Raw genomic sequence first — 17,280 nt, forward strand, 5'->3', positions numbered from 1 at the left:
TGCTCACACCTCCGCCTTGTCACGCGTGCCGGAAGGGGCGGGCCTGGCCTTGAACATCTCCAGCATGCGGTCGGTGACGACGTATCCACCGACGACGTTCATCGCTCCGAACACCATCGCCGCGAAGGCGAGGACGTAGCCGAGCCAGGTGTGCGACTCGGCCGCGATCAGCATGGCGCCGATGACGACGATGCCGTGCACCGAGTTGGAACCGGACATCAGGGGGGTGTGCAGGGTCGCGGGGACCTTGCTGATGACCTCGACGCCGACCAGGACGCTCAGCACGAAGACGGTGATCGCGGTGAGGAGATCGAGGTTGTTCATGAGAGGGCTCCTCCCGTGAGCGCGGCCGTGATCTCGTCGGCCGGGTCGAAGAGCAGTTCGCCGTCGTGCACGAGGTGGCGCAGCAGCGCGACCAGGTTGCGGGCGTAGGCCGTGGAGGCGGCGGTCGCCATCGCGGACGGCAGGCGTCCGGCGCCGATGACGGTGACGCCGCCCGCCAGGACCTGCGTCTTGTCGGGTTCGGAGACCTCGACGTTTCCGCCGAGTTCGCTCGCGGCGAGGTCGACGACCACCGAACCGGGCTTCATGGCCTCGACGGCGTCGGCGGTGACCAGCAACGGCGGCTTGCGGCCCGGCACCTGGGCCGTGGTGATCACGATGTCGGTACGGCCGATGTGCGCGTCCAGCGCCGCTCGCTGGGCCTGCTGCTCCGCCTCGGTCAACTCCCGTGCGTAGCCGCCCTGTCCGGCGCCCGATCCGGTGCCTGGCGGGTGCTGGATGTCGAGGAATCGGGCGCCGAGCGACTCCACCTCCTCCCGTGCTGCGGGGCGTACGTCGTAGGCCGTGACCACGGCGCCGAGGCGGCGGGCGGTGGCGATCGCCTGCAGTCCGGCCACTCCGGCGCCGAGGACGAGGACCTGCGCGGGGCGCATGGTGCCCGCCGCGGTGGTCAGCATCGGGAAGAACCGGTCGTACGAGTCGGCCGCGAGCACGGCCGCCTTGTAGCCGGCGACGTTGGCCTGGGAGGTCAGCGCGTCCATGGACTGGGCGCGGCTGAGGGTGCGCGGCAGCAGGTCGAGGCTCACGGTGCGCACTCCGCGCTCGGCCAGTTGTCCGGCCAGGGCGGGGTGGCGCGGCAGTTCGAGCAGGCCGATCAGGGCCTGCCCGGCACGCAGCGACTCGGCGGTCTCCGGGTCCGGCGGGCCGACGCACAGGACGGCGTCCGCGCGTGCGTACAGCTCTTCCGGGGGCACGACGGTCGCGCCGGCGGCGGTGTAGTCGGCGTCGGTGAACCAGGCACCGGAGCCTGCCCCGGTTTCGATCAGGACGTCAAGTCCGGCTCGGATCAGGAGCGTTACCGCCTCGGGGACGAGGGCGACACGGCGTTCGCCGGGCGCCCGCTCCCGTACGGCGCCTACGGTGACGGTGGGCATGATCTGCTGCCTCTCCCTGTGGTCCGCTGGGTCGCGGACCTCAGAACTCGAAGACGAGCCGGGCTTCGGCCCGTCCGCCGAGGACCTCGTCGAAGGAGTCGTTGACCTCGTCCAGGCGGCGCGTTTCGGCGATGACCTGGGTGCGTCCGGCCGCATGCAGCGCGAACACTTCGGCGAGGTCCTGGCGGGTGCCGACGATGGAGCCGATGACGGAGATGCCGCCGAGGACGGTCTCGAAGATCGGCACGTTGATCGCGGCGTTGTCGGCGGGCAGGGCGACCATGACCAGGCGTCCGCCGCGGTTGAGTGACCTGTACGCCTGCTCGAACGCCTTCGGGGCGGCGGCGAGTACGACCGCGACGTCCGCTCCGCCGGCCTTCTTGATCTCCTCGACCGGGTCGTGTGTGCGGGCGTTGACGGTCTGGTCGGCGCCGAGCCGGTGGGCCAGGCCCAGCTTCTCGGGTTCCACGTCGACGGCGGTGACCAGGCCGCCGACCAGGCGCGCGTACTGCAGGGCCAGGTGGCCGAGGCCGCCGATGCCGAAGACCGCGACCCGTTCGGCCGGGACCACCTTCGCGACCTTGATCGCCTTGTACGTGGTGACGCCCGCGCAGGTCAGCGGTGCCGCGTCGAAGGAGCTGACACCCTCGGGCACCTGGACCACCGCGCCCGCGTTCGCGAGAGCGTACTCGGCGTAGCAACCGTCCACGGAGTAGCCGGAGTTGACCTGGCTCTCGCACAGGGTCTCCCAGCCCGAGACGCAGTAGCGGCAGGTGCCGCAGGACGAGCCGAGCCACGGTATGGCGACCCGCTTGCCGGCCAGGTCGGCCGACACACCGGCGCCGACGGCCTGTACGGTGCCGATGCCCTCGTGGCCGGGAACGAACGGCGGCTGCGGCTTGACGGGCCAGTCGCCGTGGGCGGCGTGGATGTCGGTGTGGCAGAGGCCGGAGGCCTCCATCTTGACGAGCACCTGGCCGGGGCCGGGCTCGGGGACGGGCAGGTCCTGGATCTCCAGGGGCTTGCCGAAGTCGGTGACCACTGCTGCCTTCATCGATCTGCTCCTCAACTCGTCCTGTTCCCGGGCGCCTTGACCCGGGTCACGAAGTGCAGCCCGTCCCCGGCTGCGAGGGAGAATCCGCCCGGTGTGCCCTCTTCGACGTCCAGGACGTAGAAGGGGCGGCCGAACGCCTCGTACTGTTCGGCGTCCATGTGGAACGTGCAGCCGTCCACGACGCCGACGAGCATGTCGCCGTTTCCCAGGGCGAATTCGCCGCCGCGGAAGCACATCGGGTCGCTTCCGTCGCAGCAGCCGCCCGACTGGACGAACATCACCGGCCCGCCCTGGGCGGCGCACAGGGCCGCGATGGCCCTGCGTGCCGCCCGCGTGGCGGTGACGCGCCCGACGGTGCCGTATTCGACCTTCTCGGACATGTCGCCGCACTCCTCTAGAACAGCCCGAGCGGCTTGGTGCCGTAGCTGACCAGGAGGTTCTTGGTCTGGCTGTAGTGCTCGAGCATCATCTTGTGCGTCTCGCGGCCGATGCCGGAGACCTTGTAGCCGCCGAACGCCGCGCCTGCCGGGTACTGGTGGTAGCAGTTCGTCCAGACCCGGCCCGCCTTGATCGCGCGGCCCATGCGGTAGGCGAGGGCGCCGTCGCGGCTCCACACGCCGGCTCCGAGGCCGTAGAGCGTGTCGTTGGCGATCTCCAGTGCCTCCGCCTCGTCCTTGAACGTGGTGACGGCGAGAACGGGTCCGAAGATCTCCTCCTGGAAGACCCGCATCTTGTTGTGGCCCTTGAGGACGGTCGGCTCGTAGAAGTAGCCGTCCGTGAACTCGCCGCCCAGGGCGGGCCGGTGGCCGCCGGCCAGCAGTTCGGCGCCCTCCTTCAGGCCGATCTCGACGTACGAGGCGATCTTCTCGATCTGCTGCTTCGACACCTGGGGACCGATCATGGTCGCGGTGTCGAGCGGGTCGCCCTGCTGGATGGCGCGGATGCGCTCCAGGCAGCGGCCCATGAACTCCTCGTAGATGTCCTCCTGGATGAGTGCGCGGGAGGGGCAGGTGCAGACCTCGCCCTTGTTGAACGCGTACAGGACGAGTCCCTCGACGGCCTTGTTCAGGAAGTCGTCGTCCTTGGCGGCCACGTCGTTGAAGAAGATGTTCGGCGACTTGCCGCCCAGCTCCAGGGTGACCGGGATGATGTTCTGGGACGCGTACTGCATGATCAGGCGGCCCGTGGTGGTCTCGCCGGTGAAGGCGACCTTGGCGATGCGCTTGTTGGTGGCGAGCGCCTTGCCGATCTCGGCTCCGGGCCCGTTCACGACGTTGACCGCGCCGGGCGGCAGGATGTCGCCGACGACCTCCATCAGCTTCAGGATCGACCACGGGGTCGGCGAGGCGGGCTTGAGCACCGAGGTGTTGCCCGCGGCGAGCGCCGGGGCCAGCTTCCACGCGGCCATCAGCAGCGGGAAGTTGAAGGGGATGATCTGGCCGACCACGCCCAGCGGCTCGTGGAAGTGGTAGGCGATCAGGTCCTTGTCGATCTCGGTGATCTCGCTCTCCTCGGCGCGGATCGCGGACGCGAAGTAGCGGAAGTGGTCGGCGGCCAGGGGGATGTCGGCGGCCAGGGTCTCGCGGACCGGCTTGCCGTTGTCCCAGCTCTCGGCGACGGCGAGTTCCTCGCGGTGGGCGTCGATGGCGTCGGCCACCTTGTTCAGGACGGCGGCGCGCTCGGCCGTGGAGGCCTCTCCCCAGGCGTCCTTGGCGGCGTGGGCGGCGTCCAGGGCGAGTTCGATGTCCTCGGCGCCCGACTTCGGGACCTCGCAGACCGGCTTCGCGGTCGCGGGGCACAGGTTGACGGAGTACTGGCCGGTGCTGGGCGCCTGCCACTTGCCGCCGATGAAGTTCTCGTACCGGGGCGCGACGTCCACGGGACTGCCGGGCCTGCCGGGAGGCTCGTACTTCATGATCGTCCCCTTTCCGGACACGACGATCGGGTCATGCTCGAACGCTAGGAGCGGGAACGCTGCAACCACGCTGCATGCGGCGCGACCTGCGGCGGGACGGCCAGGCGGGAGTCCAGCGCACGGGCGCGGGCCGCGGCGGCCGCACGCTGTGCCGAGCCGCCCGGCAGCCGGTGGGCGAGGGTCAGCCATGCGCGGGCGTCGGCGGCTCCCCATTCGGCGCCCACCCAGCGGCGCAGCAGCGCCGTGTCGCCCGCGGCCAGCACGGCACCACGCAACTGCTGTTCCAGGCACCGCCGTTGCTCCACCACGACGGGTGCGTCGGAACGCGGCAGGAGCGGACCGGGGTAGCGGGTCAGGGCCTCGGCGACCCGTCCCGCCGCGAGCAGGTCGGCGACGTCGCCGAAGTCGGTGTGAGCGGTGCACAGGAGCGCGTACGGGCGTGAGCCGAGCAGGTCGGGGCCGAGGACCGCGCGCAGCCGGGTCATCTCGGCGCGCAGCGTGGAGGCGGGCACCTCGTGCTCGGACAGGTCGACGGCGAGCCGTTCCCCGCTGACGCCGTGACCCGCCAGGGCGAGCGCGACGACGATCTCGCTGTGCCGCGGACTGAGCTGGAGCACGCGTCCGTCGGTCTCGAGCACGGCGCTGTCCCGGCCGAGAGCTCTCAGGCGGGCCCCGGGCATCCCTGCGTCGGTGCCGAGCAGCGCCGACGGCCGGTGCGCGAGCTCCGCCTGTGCCGCCAGCGCGGCCGCGCGCACCGCGGCGAACGCGGGCGGGGTGGCGATGCTCGCGCCGCCGGTGAGGTCGACGACGCCGAGGACGCGGCCGGTGGCGGGGTCCCGCACGGGCGCTGCGGCGCACGACCAGGCGTGTGCGGCGGCGCTGTAGTGCTCGCCGGTGACGATCTGCACGGGGCGCGCCAACTCCAGCGCGGTGCCCGGGGCGTTCGTCCCCGCCTGTGGCTCGGACCACAGGGCGCCCTCGGCGAAGTGCATGGTCTCGGCGCGCCCGAGGGTGGCGCGGTCGCCCTCGACCCACAGCAGGGTCCCGTCCGCGTCCCCGACCGCGAAGATGTGCCCGTCGTCCGCGGCCCCGGTCCCCAGCAGCTCCCGGAACAGGGGCAGCACCCCGGCCAGCGGGTGGGTGCGGCGGTAGGCGGCGAGTTCCTCGGATGTGGTGCGCAGGGACGGGAGCCGGCCGCCGTCGGCCCGTACGTCGGTGGCGGCGCAGCGCCGCCATGACTCGGCCACCAGACCGCGCACGCCCGGCGGCGCCTGGGGCGCGGTGACGAATCGCTCGTGCGCGGCGCGCAGCGCGGGCACCGAGGCCACGGTGGAAGCGTCCATGCCACCTCCTGTATGCCGTCCTCCCGGTCCGGCCCCACCAGCCTCACCCGCGCGGCGGGCAGGGGTGCAGAGGCCGAAGGGCCCCTGTGACAGGGCCTGCTGGGCTCACGTCAGGAGGCAGTCATCGCGAGGAGGTGCGGGCCGCTATTCCCGGGACAGCGGTACGTGCCAGGCCAGTACGGTGCCGCTTCCGTGCCCGGTGCCCAGGTCCAGCGCTCCGCCCAGCTGCTCGGCCCGTTCGGCCATGTTCCGCAGACCGCTGCGGCGGCCCCCGGGCGGGATGCCCACGCCGTTGTCCGTGACCGTCAGCCGGACCTCACGGCCGTCCGTCTCCAGGACGACGTCGGCACGGTCGGCGCCGGCGTGCCGGGCGATGTTGGTCAGGGCCTCGGAGAGGACGGCCTCGACATGGGCGGCGATTTCCTGTGGCACGTCCGTGTCCAGCAGGCCTTCCATCCGCACGCTGGGCGCGAAGCCCAGCACCGGGGCCGCCTCGCCGGCCACACGCACCACCCGCGCCCGCAGCCCGGTTCCGGCACCGCCCTCGCGGGCCCGCAGACCGAAGATCGTCGACCTGATGATCTTGATGGTCTCGTCCAGGTCGTCCACCGCCCGGACCACGCGTTCGGCGGCCTCCTGGTGCTCGATGAAGCGGCCCGCGCTCTGCAGGGTCATGCCGGTGGCGAACAGCCGCTGGATCGCCAGGTCGTGCAGGTCGCGGGCGATCCGGTCACGATCCTCGAGCACCGCGATCTGCTCGGCGTCCTGTCGGCGTTCGGCCAGTTCCATCGCGATGGCGGCCTGCGCGGCGAAGGCCTGCAGGGGCACGGTCTCCATGTCCGTGAACATCGGCTGGCCGGCCTTGCGCGCCAGCAGGACCACGCCGCGCGGTCCTGGCTCGCCCGTGCCGATGGGCACGGCCACAGCGGGGCCCAGCCCCTCGAAACGCGGCGGCTCCCGCGAGATCCTTTCGTCATGAGCGGCATCCTCGCTGGTCACCGGGGCGACCTCGGCGAACGCCAGACCCATCAGGCTCCGGTTCAGGGGCAGTACAAGGCCGCGATGCGCCTCGGCATCCATCCCGACGGCGATCTCCACGGCGAGCGAAGCGGTGTCCTCCATGGGCAGTGCGACGACCGCCAGGGCCGACCCCGTGATCTCCCCGGCCCGCTCCGCGATGAGACGCAGGACGTCGGAGCGCACTCGGCCGGACATCAGGTCGTGGGTGATCTCCGCGTTGGCCTGCAGCCAGCGCTCGCGCAGCCGGGACTCCTCGTACAGGCGGGCGTTGTCGATGGCGACACCGGCCGCCACGGCCAGCGTCGCCAGGACCGACTCGTCCTCCTCGTCGAACTGCACGCCCCCACGCTTCTCGGTCAGGTACAGGTTGCCGAACACCTGGTCGCGCACCCGGATGGGAACCCCGACGAAGGTGTTCATCGGCGGGTGGTGGGCCGGGAAGCCGTAGGACTCGGGATGCTGGGAGATCTTGGCCAGCCGCAGCGGCTCGGGGTGGCGGATGAGCTCCCCGAGGATGCCGTGGCCCTCGGGGAACGGGCCGATCCTGGCGATCTGCTCCTCGGTGACCCCGATCGTGTGGAAGGCCGACAAGCGCTTGCCGTCCGGGCCGATCACGCCGAGGGCGGCGTACTCCGCGTCGACCAGCGTCGCCGCGGCCTCCACGATGCTGCGCAGCGCCTGCTCCAGGTCGAGCTCCCGGCCCACCGAGAGCACGGCCTCCAGGAGGCTGTGCACCCGGTCGCGGGTCCCGCGCGCCGCGTCCAGGCGTGCCTGCAACTCCTCCAGGAGCTCGTCCAGCCTCAGCTGCGGCAGCCGTACCCGCGCAGTCCGGGACTCCTCAGGGCTTCCCACCAGCTCCTCCAGCTCCCCTTGCCGCACCGGCGGCAGACCGCCCGGTCATGTGCCACGGTAACGGTCCAGGGCAGCGGACGGTACGGCATCGGCCAGGTTGGCGGGCGCCGTCGCCGGTCAGGCGCGCGGCAGGCGGGCGGCGACGTACTCGGTCAGGTCGAGGAGCCGGTTGGTGTAACCCCACTCGTTGTCGTACCAGCCGAAGACCTTGACCAGCTCGCCGTTCGCCTGGGTCAGCGGGGCGTCCAGGATGCACGAGGCGGGGTCGCCGACGACGTCGCGGGAGACGATCGGCGCGTCGGAGACCCGCAGGACGCCCTTCAGGGGGCCGTCCGCGGCCTCCCGGTATGCGGCGTTGATCTCGTCCGCGGTCACCGGCCGTTCCAGGACCACGCTCAGGTCGGTCAGCGAGCCGTCCTCCACGGGCACGCGTACGGCGATGCCGTCCAGGGTGCCGGCCAGCTCCGGCAGGACGAGGCCGACGGCCCGTGCGGCCCCGGTGCTGGTGGGGATGATGTTGACGGCGGCGCTGCGGCCGCGGCGCAGGTCCTTGTGCGGGCCGTCCAGGACCACCTGGTCGTTGGTGTAGCCGTGGATGGTGGTCATCAGGCCCTTGACGATGCCGAAGTGCTCGTCGAGCACCTTCACCATGGGGGCCACGCAGTTGGTGGTGCAGGAGGCGTTGGAGACGACGTGGTCGCTGTCGGGGTCGTAGGTGCCTTCGTTGACACCCATCACGAGGGTGGCGTCCACGCCCTTGCCCGGCACGGACAGCAGCACCTTGCGGGCGCCCGCCCTCAGGTGCGCTCCGGCCTGCTCGCGGGTGCGGAAGCGGCCGGTGGACTCGATGACGACGTCCACGCCGTGCTCGCTCCAGGCGAGGGCGGCCGGGTCGCGTTCGGCGGTCACGGCGATGCGGTGGCCGTCGACCGTCAGGGAGCTGTCGTCGTGCTCGACGGTGCGGTGCAGCCGGCCGTACGTGGAGTCGTACTCCAGCAGATGGGCCAGCGCCGCAGGTGAGGTGATGTCGTTGACCGCCACGACCTCGACGGGTGTGCCGGTGCCGCTCTCGGCGCGCTCCAGCACCAGCCGCAGGTAGTTGCGTCCGATGCGGCCGAAGCCGTTGATGCCCACGCGTACGCTCATGTCCGTCGCCCTCCCGGTGGTTGCCCGGCTGTGTCCGGGTCTGCCGCCAGCCTGCTGACGGCGGGCCGGGCGGGGCTTGGGCCGGACGGGGGCGAGCAGGGGACGTTCGGCCCTGGGTTTCAGGGGCCTTGCTGCCGGAGCCGGTCCTGGGCCTGGGTGGCGATGACGGCGGCCTGGATGCGCCGCTCCACACCCAGCTTGGCCAGCAGGCGGGAGATGTGGTTCTTCACCGTCTTCTCGGCGAGGAAGAGCCGCTGGCCGATCTGCCGGTTGGTCAGGCCTTCGCCGATGAGGGAGAGGATCTCCCGCTCCCGGTCGGTCAGGCCCGGCAACGGGTCCGCTTCCTCCTGCTGCCGCCCGCCACGCAGACGGGCCATCAGCCTGGTGGTGGCGCTCGGATCGAGCAGGGACTGGCCGGCGGCGACGGTACGCACCGCGGAGACCAGGTCGGAGCCCTGGATCTGCTTGAGGACGTATCCGGACGCGCCCGCCATGATCGAGTCGAGCAGGGCCTCCTCGTCGTCGAACGAGGTCAGCATGAGGCAGGCCAGCTCGGGCAGGCGTGAGCGCAGCTCCCGGCAGACCGTCACGCCGTCGCCGTCGGGCAGCCGCACGTCCAGTACCGCCACCTGCGGGCGGAGCGCCGGAACACGGACCATGGCCTGCTCGGCGGTGGAGCCCTCACCGACCACGGCGATGTCCGGCTCGTCGTCGAGGAGGTCGCGCACCCCGCGGCGTACCACTTCGTGGTCGTCCAGCAGGAAGACCCGGATCGGGCCGTCGGGGCCCGGCCGCTCGGCGTCCGCCATCGCATGCTCCTTGTCCTGCGCTCCGCGCCGGAGTGTCTGCGCCGGTTTCCGAGATGTTCGCCTCTGACCGTCCGCAGGACCAGGGCCGGTCGGCCCCGATCCCTGCGCCTGTCTGCCTCCCCCGGTACCCGTTCGGCCCGCTGTCAGGCCCGTTCCCCCGGCCTCGGGGCCCACCGGGCATGGAAGAGGGCCGAACGGCCCTTACCCCTGGTGCGGCAGGGCGGTTCCATGGACGGTCAGCAATGAGCCGCCGACCCGTACGGAAACCCGCCATGCGCCTCGACAACTCCCACCCGGTTCCCGTGGGGCCGCGCCTGAGCATCGAGCTGGACAGCGGCGAAGCGCTGCGGCTGCTCGGAAGCGTGTCCGTGGGCCGGATCGTCTTCACACGGCACGCCCTGCCGACCATCCGGCCGGTCAACCACATCCTGGATCACGGTGACATCGTCATCCGCACCCATGAGGGCGCGGCCCTGACCTCCCGAGCACGCGAGTCCGCCCCGTCGGGCGTGGTCGTGGCCTACGAGGCCGACACCATCGACCCGGCCACGCACCTCGGCTGGAGCGTGGTCGCCACGGGCTACGCCCAGCTGGTGACCGACCCCGAGGAGCTGGCCCGCTATCAGCGACTGCTGCATCCATGGGTGCAGCAGACCATGGACTACGCGGTCCGCATCAGGCCTGACCTGGTCACGGGCATCCGTCTCACGGACACCTGGGCAAGCCGGGAGGACGCCGGCTGAGGCGGGCCCCCACGACCGGGACCGACGGCCCCCGCATCGACCCCAACGGCCCTCGCCCGGGCCGGGTTCGGCGCCCACGCTGGAATTGGGCCCAGGTCGCCGCGGCGGCGCCACGGGCCGAAGGAGCTGATCGCCATGACGACCCTGGCGGGAACACCTGACCGTCCTGTGCAGGTGAACGCCGTGCTCGACGCGCCGCTGTCCCGGTGGCTGTGGCTGGTGAAGTGGATCCTGGTCATTCCGCACTACGTGGTGCTGTTCTTCCTCTGGATCGCCTTCACCCTGGTGAGCGTGATCGCGTTCTTCAGCATCCTGTTCACCGAGCGCTATCCACGGTCCCTGTTCGACTTCAACCTGGGGGTGCTGCGCTGGAGCTGGCGGGTGGCGTACTACTCGTACGCCGCCCTGGGCACCGACCGGTACCCGCCGTTCAGCCTGGGCAAGGAGCCCGACTACCCGGCGCGGCTGGACATCGCCTACCCGGAGCGGCTCTCCCGTGGACTGGTGCTGGTGAAATGGTGGCTGCTGGCCATCCCGCACTACATCGTCATCGGGTTCTTCCTCGGCGGCTACCACCTCGGCTGGTGGGACGGCGGACTGGTCGCCGTGCTCGCGGTGATCGCCGCCGTGACCCTGGCCTTCACCGAGAAGTACCCGCGGGCCCTGTTCGACCTGATCCTCGGGCTCAACCGGTGGGTCCTGCGGGTGGCCGCCTATGCCGCCCTGATGACGGACACCTACCCGCCCTTCCGGCTCGACATGGGCGGCACCGAGCCCCACGAACCCGTCGCGCACGAGGACCTGTCGTGACCACCCTGCTGGTGGGAGCGTTCCTGATCGTGCACGGGCTGTTGCACCCCGGCGTGTGGACGGCGCCGCAACAGCCCGGCACGGCGGCCCCGTTCACCCCCGGGCACTCGTGGATGCCGGCGGCCGCGGGCATCCGCCCGACGCCGGCCTGAGCCGCGGCACTCGTGCTGGCCTGGTACACGGCGGTGGTGTACGCCGTCGCAGGCGCCGCAGTGCTGGCGGGCGCCGGTTGGTGGCCCACGGCCGCCCTGGTCGCCGCGTCGAGCGGGCTGGCGCTCAAGGCGGTCTGGTTCGACCCGTGGCTGGGCGTCGGTGTGCTGCTGGACGTGGGCGTGATCACCGCTGTGGCCTGGTCGTGGCCCGCGTCCGAGCACTGACGTGTACTGACGACCTGGGAGATCAGTCGTGCGGCACCACCGCGACCGGCGCGGCGGAATGCTGCAGCACAGCGTGGGCCACGGGCCCAATGTGACCGCCGATCGAAGTGTGGCGTTCGCTGCGGCCCACGACGACCAGGCCCGCATCGCGTGAGGCGTGCACGAGATGACGTCCGGCGCTGCCGATCACGGCCTGTGCATGCACCTCCACGCCGGGGAACTTGTCCCGCCACGGCCGCAGCACATCGGTCAGCGCGTGCCGTACCTGCTCGGCCAGTTCCTCGTTCAGTCCTACGTCCATGGCGCTGCCGTAGCCGTAGGAGGTCGGCAGGCTCCAGCCGTGGATGATCTGCAGGCCGCTTGCACGGCGCAGGGCCGCTTCGAACGCGAAGCCGATCAGCGCGTCGCCGGGATCGTCCAGGTCCAGCCCGAGCAGTACATCGCGGTACGGGGTGGTGGTGGACGTGCCGCCCGAGGCGTCCGGCAGATGCTCGTCCTGGGCACGCTCGCCGGCCCGGACGAGAACGACGGGCCGCGCGGCACGGGCCACCACGGCGAGGGAGACGGAGCCGACCAGGAACCCGGCGACCGTGCCGAGACCCCGGGATCCGAGGACCAGCAGGTCGGTCTCCTCCGCGGCGGCCAGGAGCGCCGTGACGGGCCGGCCCTCGGTCTGCCGTATGCCGATGTCCAGACCGGGGTGGCGGTGTGCGAGCCGGGACTGCGCATCGTGCAGCAGGGTCTTGGCCCACGCGTGCTGCGTGTCGATCGCGCCCGGGGCGGGAACTCCGGCGAGGGCCGGGATCAGGTGGGACTGCTGTTCCCAGGCGTGCAGCAGGCACAGCGCTGCCCCGCGTTGCTCTGCTTCGCGGGCGGCCCAGTCGGCGGCGGCGAGACTCTGCGGTGAGCCGTCGAGGCCGACGGTGATGGTGGGCATGTGCGGACCTCCTTCGGGGTTGCTCTGCCAGTTTCCGGGCGGCGCGGGTGCGGCAGGAGGGGCCTCAAGTCCCCGCCGGGGGCCGGTCGGCCCCCGCCGCTGCGGGTGTCTGACGTCCACTCAGGGCCTGGTGCTTCTCAGACTGCCGGCAGGGCGGGCCGCACCAGCGTGCCGGAGCGGCCGTGCACGATCTCGTAGGCCGCGTCCAGGGCGCCGATCGCGGCCAGGCCCCCGGTGCGTTCGACGAACCGGGCGGCCGCCTCTGCCTTGGGTCCCATCGAGCCGGCGGGGAAGCCGGCCCGGCGCAGCTCGGCGGGGGTGGCGTCGAGCACGGGCCGCTGCTTCGGGGTGCCGAAGTCGGCGTAGACATTCGGCACGTCGGTCAGGATGAGCAGGAAGTCGGCCTTCAGGTCCTCGGCGAGCAGGGCGGCCGTCAGGTCCTTGTCGACGACGGCCTCGACGCCGCTGAGGGCGCCGGTGTCCTGGTCGGCGGTGACGGGGACGCCTCCGCCGCCCGCGCAGATCACCAGTGTGCCGCCGCCGAGGAGATGGTGGATGGTGTCGGTCTCCACGATGCGCTCGGGTGCCGGGGAGGCGACGACGCGCCGCCACCCGCTGGTGTCCTGGGCGATGTGCCAGCCGCGCTCACGGGCGAGCGACCGGGCCGCCTCCAGGGAGTAGACCTGCCCCACGTATTTCGTCGGATGCCGGAAGGCGGGATCGTCGGCCCGTACGAGCGTGTGGGTGACGAGCGCGGCGATCGGGCGCCCCGGCAGGGTGTCGTACAGGGAACGCACCAGCAGGGAGCCGATCATGCCCTGGGTCTGGGCACCGAGCAGGTCGAGCGGGTAGGGGGCGCTCAGGGCGGGGTCGGAGGCGCTCTCCAGGGCGAGCAGGCCGATCTGCGGGCCGTTGCCATGGGTGAGGACCACCTCGTGGTCGTGGGCGAGCGCGGCGATCACGGTGGCGACCCGGTCGATGTTCGCCAACTGGACGTCCGCGTCCGGGCGTTCGCCACGGCGCAACAGCGCGTTGCCGCCGAGGGCGATGACGATGCGCATGGTTCAGTCCTCCAGGGTGGCCACGAGGACGGCCTTGATGGTGTGCAGCCGGTTCTCCGCCTGCTCGAAGACGAGAGAGGCGGGCGAGGAGAAGACGTCATCGGTGACTTCGAGCGCGCTCAGGCCGTAGAGGTCCAGCAGGGAGCGGCCGAGCGCGGTCCGGTCGTCGTGCAGGGACGGCAGGCAGTGCATGAACTTCACGTCCGGGTTGCCGGTGGCGGCCAGGGTCTTCTCGGTGACCTGGTAGGGCAGCAGCAGCTCGATGCGCTCACGCCAGGCCGCGGCGGGCTCGCCCATGGAGACCCAGACGTCGGTGTGCAGGAAGTCGGCGCCGCGTACGGCGGTTTCGGTGTCCTCGGTGAGCGTGATGCGCGCTCCGCTGCCCTCGGCGAGCCTGTGGCATGCGGTGACCAGTTCCGCCTCGGGCCACAGGGCGCGGGGGGCTGCGATCCGTACGTCCATGCCGAGCAGGGCGCCCATCGACAGCAGGGAGTTGCCCATGTTGTTGCGGGCGTCGCCGAGGTAGCAGTAACTGATCTCGGGCAGGGGCTTGGGGCTGTGCTCGCCCATGGTGAAGACGTCGCACAGGCTCTGGGTGGGGTGCGCGGTGTCGGTCAGGCCGTTGTAGACGGGAACGCCGGAGTGGGCGGCGAGTTCGGTGACGAGTGACTGCGCGCAGCCTCGGTACTCGATGCCGTCGAACATCCGGCCGAGGACGCGGGCGGTGTCGGCGATGGACTCCTTGGTGCCGACGTGGGTGTCACCGGGCCCCAGGTAGGTGGTGGCGGCGCCCTGATCGGCCGCGGCGACCTCGAAGGCGCAACGGGTGCGGGTGGAGGTCTTCTCGAAGATCAGCGCGAGCTGCTTTCCGGTCAGCCGGGGCCGTTCGGTGCCGGCGCGGCGGGCCGTCTTGAGGTCGGCGGCGAGGTCGAGGAGATGCTGGATCTCGCGTGCGGTGAAGTCGAGTTCGCTGAGGTAGGAGCGCCCTCGGAGGTCGATGGTCATGTCGGGTCCTTGTGGGTGTGCGCTCAGGCGACCGGGTCGCGTTCGATCGGGCAGCTCATGCAGCGGGGTCCGCCCCGACCGCGGCCGAGTTCGGCGCCGGCGACGGTGACGATCTCGATGCCCTGCTTGCGCAGGTAGGTGTTGGTGGTGACGTTGCGCTCGTATCCGACGACCACTCCGGGAGCCAGCGCGAGGAAGTTGCTGCCGTCGTCCCACTGCTCGCGTTCGGCGTTGCGGATGTCCTGCGGGGCCGAGAGCATCCGCACCTTGTCCAGGTCGAGGGCCTCGGCCAGGGCGGTCGCCAGGTCGGAGTTCGGCGCCACGTCGAAGCCGGCCTCGTGGGCGCTGCTGGGCCGCAGTGTCCAGGAGCGCAGGGAGTCGGCGAGGCCCGGGTAGATGACGAACGCGTCGCGGTCGACCATCGTGAGCACGGTGTCGAGGTGCATATAGGCGCGGGTGGCGGGGAGTTGCACCGCGATCAGCCGGTTCGCCGCGCCGCCGGCGAAGAGCCGTACGGCCAGGTTCTCGACGGCCTGGGCGGTGGTCCGCTCCCCCATGCCGACCAGCACGGCGCCGTTGCCGAGGACGTGGACGTCGCCGCCTTCGAGCGTGCCGACCGGTCCGTCGAGGATCGGTACGGGCGCGACGGCGGCGAACATCGGGTGGAACCGGTAGATGGCTTCGGCGTGCAGGCTCTCGCGGCGCCGGGCGGGTTTGGCCATCGGGTTGACCGACAGCCGGTCGTAGATCCAGCAGGAGTTGTCGCGCGGGAAGAGGTGGTTGGGCAGGGGGGTGAGCGCGAAGTCCTCGGCGTCCAGCGCGTTCCATACCAGGCTGTGCGGGGTGGCGAGCGGCAGGTCGCTCTTGAGCAGACCGCCGATCAGGTAGCCGGCGAGGGTCTCGCCGTCCAGTTCGGCACAGAGCGCGCGCACCGGGTCCACGAGGGCCGGGCCGACGCTTGCGGGGGTGACGACGCGGTCCAGGAGCCAGTCCCGGGCCTCGGTCCGGTCGAGCGTCTGCGCCAGCAGGTCGGCGAAGTAGTGCACGTGGGCGCCGTGGTCGCGCAGTACCTGGGCGAAGGCGTCGTGCTCCTCGCGGGCCCGTTTGGCCCACAGGATGTCGTCGAAGAGCAGGGCGTCGACGTTGCGCGGGGTCAGCCGCGAGAGTTCGAGTCCGGGCCGGTGCAGGATCACCTGGCGGAGTCGGCCGGCCTCGGAGTCGACGTGGAAGGTGTTCATGGCGGGCTTCCTCGCGGTCGGGGTCAGTCGTGGTGGCGGAGGGTGTTCCTGCGGAAGGCGCGGGGCCGGTTCGCCTGGGGCCTGCGGGGGCTCTGCACGGTCGGCGGGGTCTCCGGCGCCCGGACCTCGGCGGCGGGCTCGGGCCGCGTCGCCGCCTGCCCGCCGTACTCGCCGCCGTCGCGCTTGAGCCACACGTAGACGGGCAGGCCGAGCAGCAGCACGAACAGGCCGTAGTAGACGGTCTGGTAGCCGCTGCCCTGGATCGACCAGTACGAGAAGGCCATGGCCAGCGCCGAGACGGTGACGTCCCTGGCCAGCCGCCGGCGGCCGATGCTCTCGCGGCCGCGCACGAGCAGCCAGTACAGCTGGGCGGCGGCGGAGAACAGATACGGGACGACGGCGGTCAGCACACTCAGCAGCAGGATCTTGGTGAAGACGTCCTCGAAGCGGGTGTAGCTGAACACCGTGATCAGCGAGGCCAGCACGGTCGAGGCGACGATGCCGAAGGCGGGGACGCCGCTCTCGCCGCGCAGCTTCGCGAAGGCGCCGGGGAAGAGTCCGTCGCGGGCGGCGGCGTACGGCATCTCGGCGCACAGCATGGTCCAGCCGTTGAGGGCGCCGATGCCGGAGACGATCGCGGCCACGGCGACGGCGTCACCGGCCCAGGAGCCGCCGAAGATGTTGTTCGCGGCGTCGGTGAAGGGCGCGGTGGAGGCGCCGAGTCGGCCGTGCGAGACGGTGCCGAAGACGGCGAGGGTGCCGAGGATGTAGATCACGGCGCAGACCAGGGTGCCGTAGACGGTGGCGCGCGGGACGTTCCGCCCGGGCTCGCGAACCCGCCCGGCGACCACGGAGGCGGCCTCCAGGCCGAGGTAGCTGAACAGGGCGATGGCCGCGGCGGCGGAGATTGCGCCCAGCGCGGACTGGTGGCTCGCGTTGAAGGAGCCGAAGTTGTCCGGGTCGATGAACAACAGGCCCACGGTGGCCATGAAGACCAGCGGCACGAACTTCAGCACGGTGGTGATCACCTGGAAGCCGCCCATGTTCCGCACCCCGCTGAGGTTGACCGCGGCGGGAATCCACAGCCCGACCAGGGCGATGAGCACCGAAATCCCGGTCCTGTGCCCGGTGTTGACGAACACCTCGACATACCCGACCCAGGCGACCACGATCGCGGCGTTCCCGGCCCATGCCGTGATCCAGTACGACCAGGCGTTGAGGAACCCGGTGAACTCGCCGAAGGCCTCACGTGCGTAGACGTACGGTCCGCCGCTCGCCGGCACCCGCTTGGACAGCGCCCCGAAGGTCACCGCGAGCGCGAGTGCGCCGAGGGTGACGGCGACGAACGCCACCAGCGAGATCGGCCCGTAGGGGGCCAGGGCCGAGGGGAGTGCGAAGACTCCGGTGCCGATGATGCTGCCGATCACGAGGGCGGACGCGGCGGGCAGTCCGAGTGCCGCGCGGGGAGCGGACCCTGCCCCGCTCCGTCTGGTGGTGGACATGGGCGGGCTCCTTGTGCGGGTGGCTGCGGTTC

The 17,280-nt window shown here is 71.6% G+C and carries 18 protein-coding genes; 4 read left to right on the top strand and 14 right to left on the bottom strand.

From position 1 onward, the window contains the following. Positions 1-3: 3 nt before the first annotated feature. The 9 genes from ACWC1K_RS09110 to ACWC1K_RS09150 all read right to left on the bottom strand — a co-directional run bounded on the left by ACWC1K_RS09110 (position 4) and on the right by ACWC1K_RS09150 (position 9,575). Positions 4-324: an NAD(P) transhydrogenase subunit alpha gene (locus ACWC1K_RS09110; protein WP_450829706.1), complete on the bottom strand. Its 321-nt coding sequence runs from the start codon at positions 322-324 to the stop codon at positions 4-6. Continuing rightward, a complete protein-coding gene (locus tag ACWC1K_RS09115; protein ID WP_450829707.1) occupies positions 321-1,436 on the bottom strand; it encodes an NAD(P) transhydrogenase subunit alpha in 1,116 nt (371 codons plus the stop codon). Before ACWC1K_RS09115 ends, ACWC1K_RS09110 begins: the two co-directional genes overlap by 4 nt. Before the next feature lie 40 nt (positions 1,437-1,476). After that, positions 1,477-2,490, bottom strand: coding sequence for a zinc-dependent alcohol dehydrogenase (locus ACWC1K_RS09120; RefSeq protein ID WP_450829708.1), 1,014 nt, complete (start codon positions 2,488-2,490; stop codon positions 1,477-1,479). Between the two features lie 11 nt (positions 2,491-2,501). Then, a complete protein-coding gene (locus tag ACWC1K_RS09125; RefSeq protein ID WP_450829710.1) occupies positions 2,502-2,870 on the bottom strand; it encodes a DUF779 domain-containing protein in 369 nt (122 codons plus the stop codon). Between the two features lie 14 nt (positions 2,871-2,884). Beyond that, positions 2,885-4,408: an aldehyde dehydrogenase family protein gene (locus ACWC1K_RS09130; protein ID WP_450829854.1), complete on the bottom strand. Its 1,524-nt coding sequence runs from the start codon at positions 4,406-4,408 to the stop codon at positions 2,885-2,887. Positions 4,409-4,449: 41 nt separating this feature from the next. After that, positions 4,450-5,748, bottom strand: coding sequence for a GAF domain-containing protein (locus ACWC1K_RS09135; RefSeq protein WP_450829711.1), 1,299 nt, complete (start codon positions 5,746-5,748; stop codon positions 4,450-4,452). Positions 5,749-5,892: 144 nt separating this feature from the next. Continuing rightward, entirely contained in the window at positions 5,893-7,620 is a 1,728-nt protein-coding gene (locus ACWC1K_RS09140) for a GAF domain-containing protein (protein ID WP_450829712.1), read from the bottom strand. A 117-nt stretch (positions 7,621-7,737) separates the two neighbouring features. Beyond that, a complete protein-coding gene (gap, locus tag ACWC1K_RS09145) occupies positions 7,738-8,766 on the bottom strand; it encodes a type I glyceraldehyde-3-phosphate dehydrogenase (protein ID WP_450829713.1) in 1,029 nt (342 codons plus the stop codon). A 119-nt stretch (positions 8,767-8,885) separates the two neighbouring features. Beyond that, positions 8,886-9,575: a response regulator gene (locus ACWC1K_RS09150; protein ID WP_450829715.1), complete on the bottom strand. Its 690-nt coding sequence runs from the start codon at positions 9,573-9,575 to the stop codon at positions 8,886-8,888. A gap of 242 nt (positions 9,576-9,817) precedes the next feature. Here ACWC1K_RS09150 and ACWC1K_RS09155 point away from each other — a divergent pair, with 242 nt between their 5' ends. The 4 genes from ACWC1K_RS09155 to ACWC1K_RS09170 all read left to right on the top strand — a co-directional run bounded on the left by ACWC1K_RS09155 (position 9,818) and on the right by ACWC1K_RS09170 (position 11,505). Beyond that, positions 9,818-10,318 carry a pyridoxamine 5'-phosphate oxidase family protein gene (locus ACWC1K_RS09155; RefSeq protein ID WP_450829716.1) on the top strand — a complete coding sequence of 167 codons (501 nt, stop codon included), beginning with the start codon at positions 9,818-9,820 and terminating at the stop codon, positions 10,316-10,318. Positions 10,319-10,453: 135 nt separating this feature from the next. After that, positions 10,454-11,128, top strand: a complete 675-nt coding sequence (locus ACWC1K_RS09160) for a DUF4389 domain-containing protein (RefSeq protein WP_450829717.1) — start codon at positions 10,454-10,456, stop codon at positions 11,126-11,128. Next, entirely contained in the window at positions 11,125-11,280 is a 156-nt protein-coding gene (locus ACWC1K_RS09165) for a hypothetical protein (RefSeq protein ID WP_450829719.1), read from the top strand. The genes ACWC1K_RS09160 and ACWC1K_RS09165 overlap by 4 nt, the downstream gene beginning before the upstream one ends. A gap of 12 nt (positions 11,281-11,292) precedes the next feature. After that, complete coding sequence (locus ACWC1K_RS09170; protein WP_450829721.1) at positions 11,293-11,505, top strand: hypothetical protein; 213 nt, start codon at positions 11,293-11,295, stop codon at positions 11,503-11,505. Between the two features lie 22 nt (positions 11,506-11,527). Here ACWC1K_RS09170 and ACWC1K_RS09175 read toward each other — a convergent pair whose 3' ends face one another. The 5 genes from ACWC1K_RS09175 to ACWC1K_RS09195 all read right to left on the bottom strand — a co-directional run bounded on the left by ACWC1K_RS09175 (position 11,528) and on the right by ACWC1K_RS09195 (position 17,248). Beyond that, positions 11,528-12,442, bottom strand: coding sequence for a universal stress protein (locus tag ACWC1K_RS09175; RefSeq protein ID WP_450829723.1), 915 nt, complete (start codon positions 12,440-12,442; stop codon positions 11,528-11,530). Between the two features lie 137 nt (positions 12,443-12,579). Beyond that, complete coding sequence (locus tag ACWC1K_RS09180; protein ID WP_450829725.1) at positions 12,580-13,503, bottom strand: carbamate kinase; 924 nt, start codon at positions 13,501-13,503, stop codon at positions 12,580-12,582. A gap of 3 nt (positions 13,504-13,506) precedes the next feature. Then, the gene (gene argF, locus ACWC1K_RS09185) at positions 13,507-14,508 is read right to left on the bottom strand and encodes an ornithine carbamoyltransferase (protein WP_450829727.1); all 1,002 of its coding nucleotides are present in this window, start codon (positions 14,506-14,508) and stop codon (positions 13,507-13,509) included. A 23-nt stretch (positions 14,509-14,531) separates the two neighbouring features. Then, positions 14,532-15,746, bottom strand: coding sequence for an arginine deiminase (locus ACWC1K_RS09190; protein WP_450829729.1), 1,215 nt, complete (start codon positions 15,744-15,746; stop codon positions 14,532-14,534). A 23-nt stretch (positions 15,747-15,769) separates the two neighbouring features. After that, the gene (locus tag ACWC1K_RS09195) at positions 15,770-17,248 is read right to left on the bottom strand and encodes an APC family permease (RefSeq protein ID WP_450829731.1); all 1,479 of its coding nucleotides are present in this window, start codon (positions 17,246-17,248) and stop codon (positions 15,770-15,772) included. Positions 17,249-17,280: the final 32 nt, after the last annotated feature.

It is taken from the genome of Streptomyces sp. NPDC001492 (assembly GCF_053597275.1).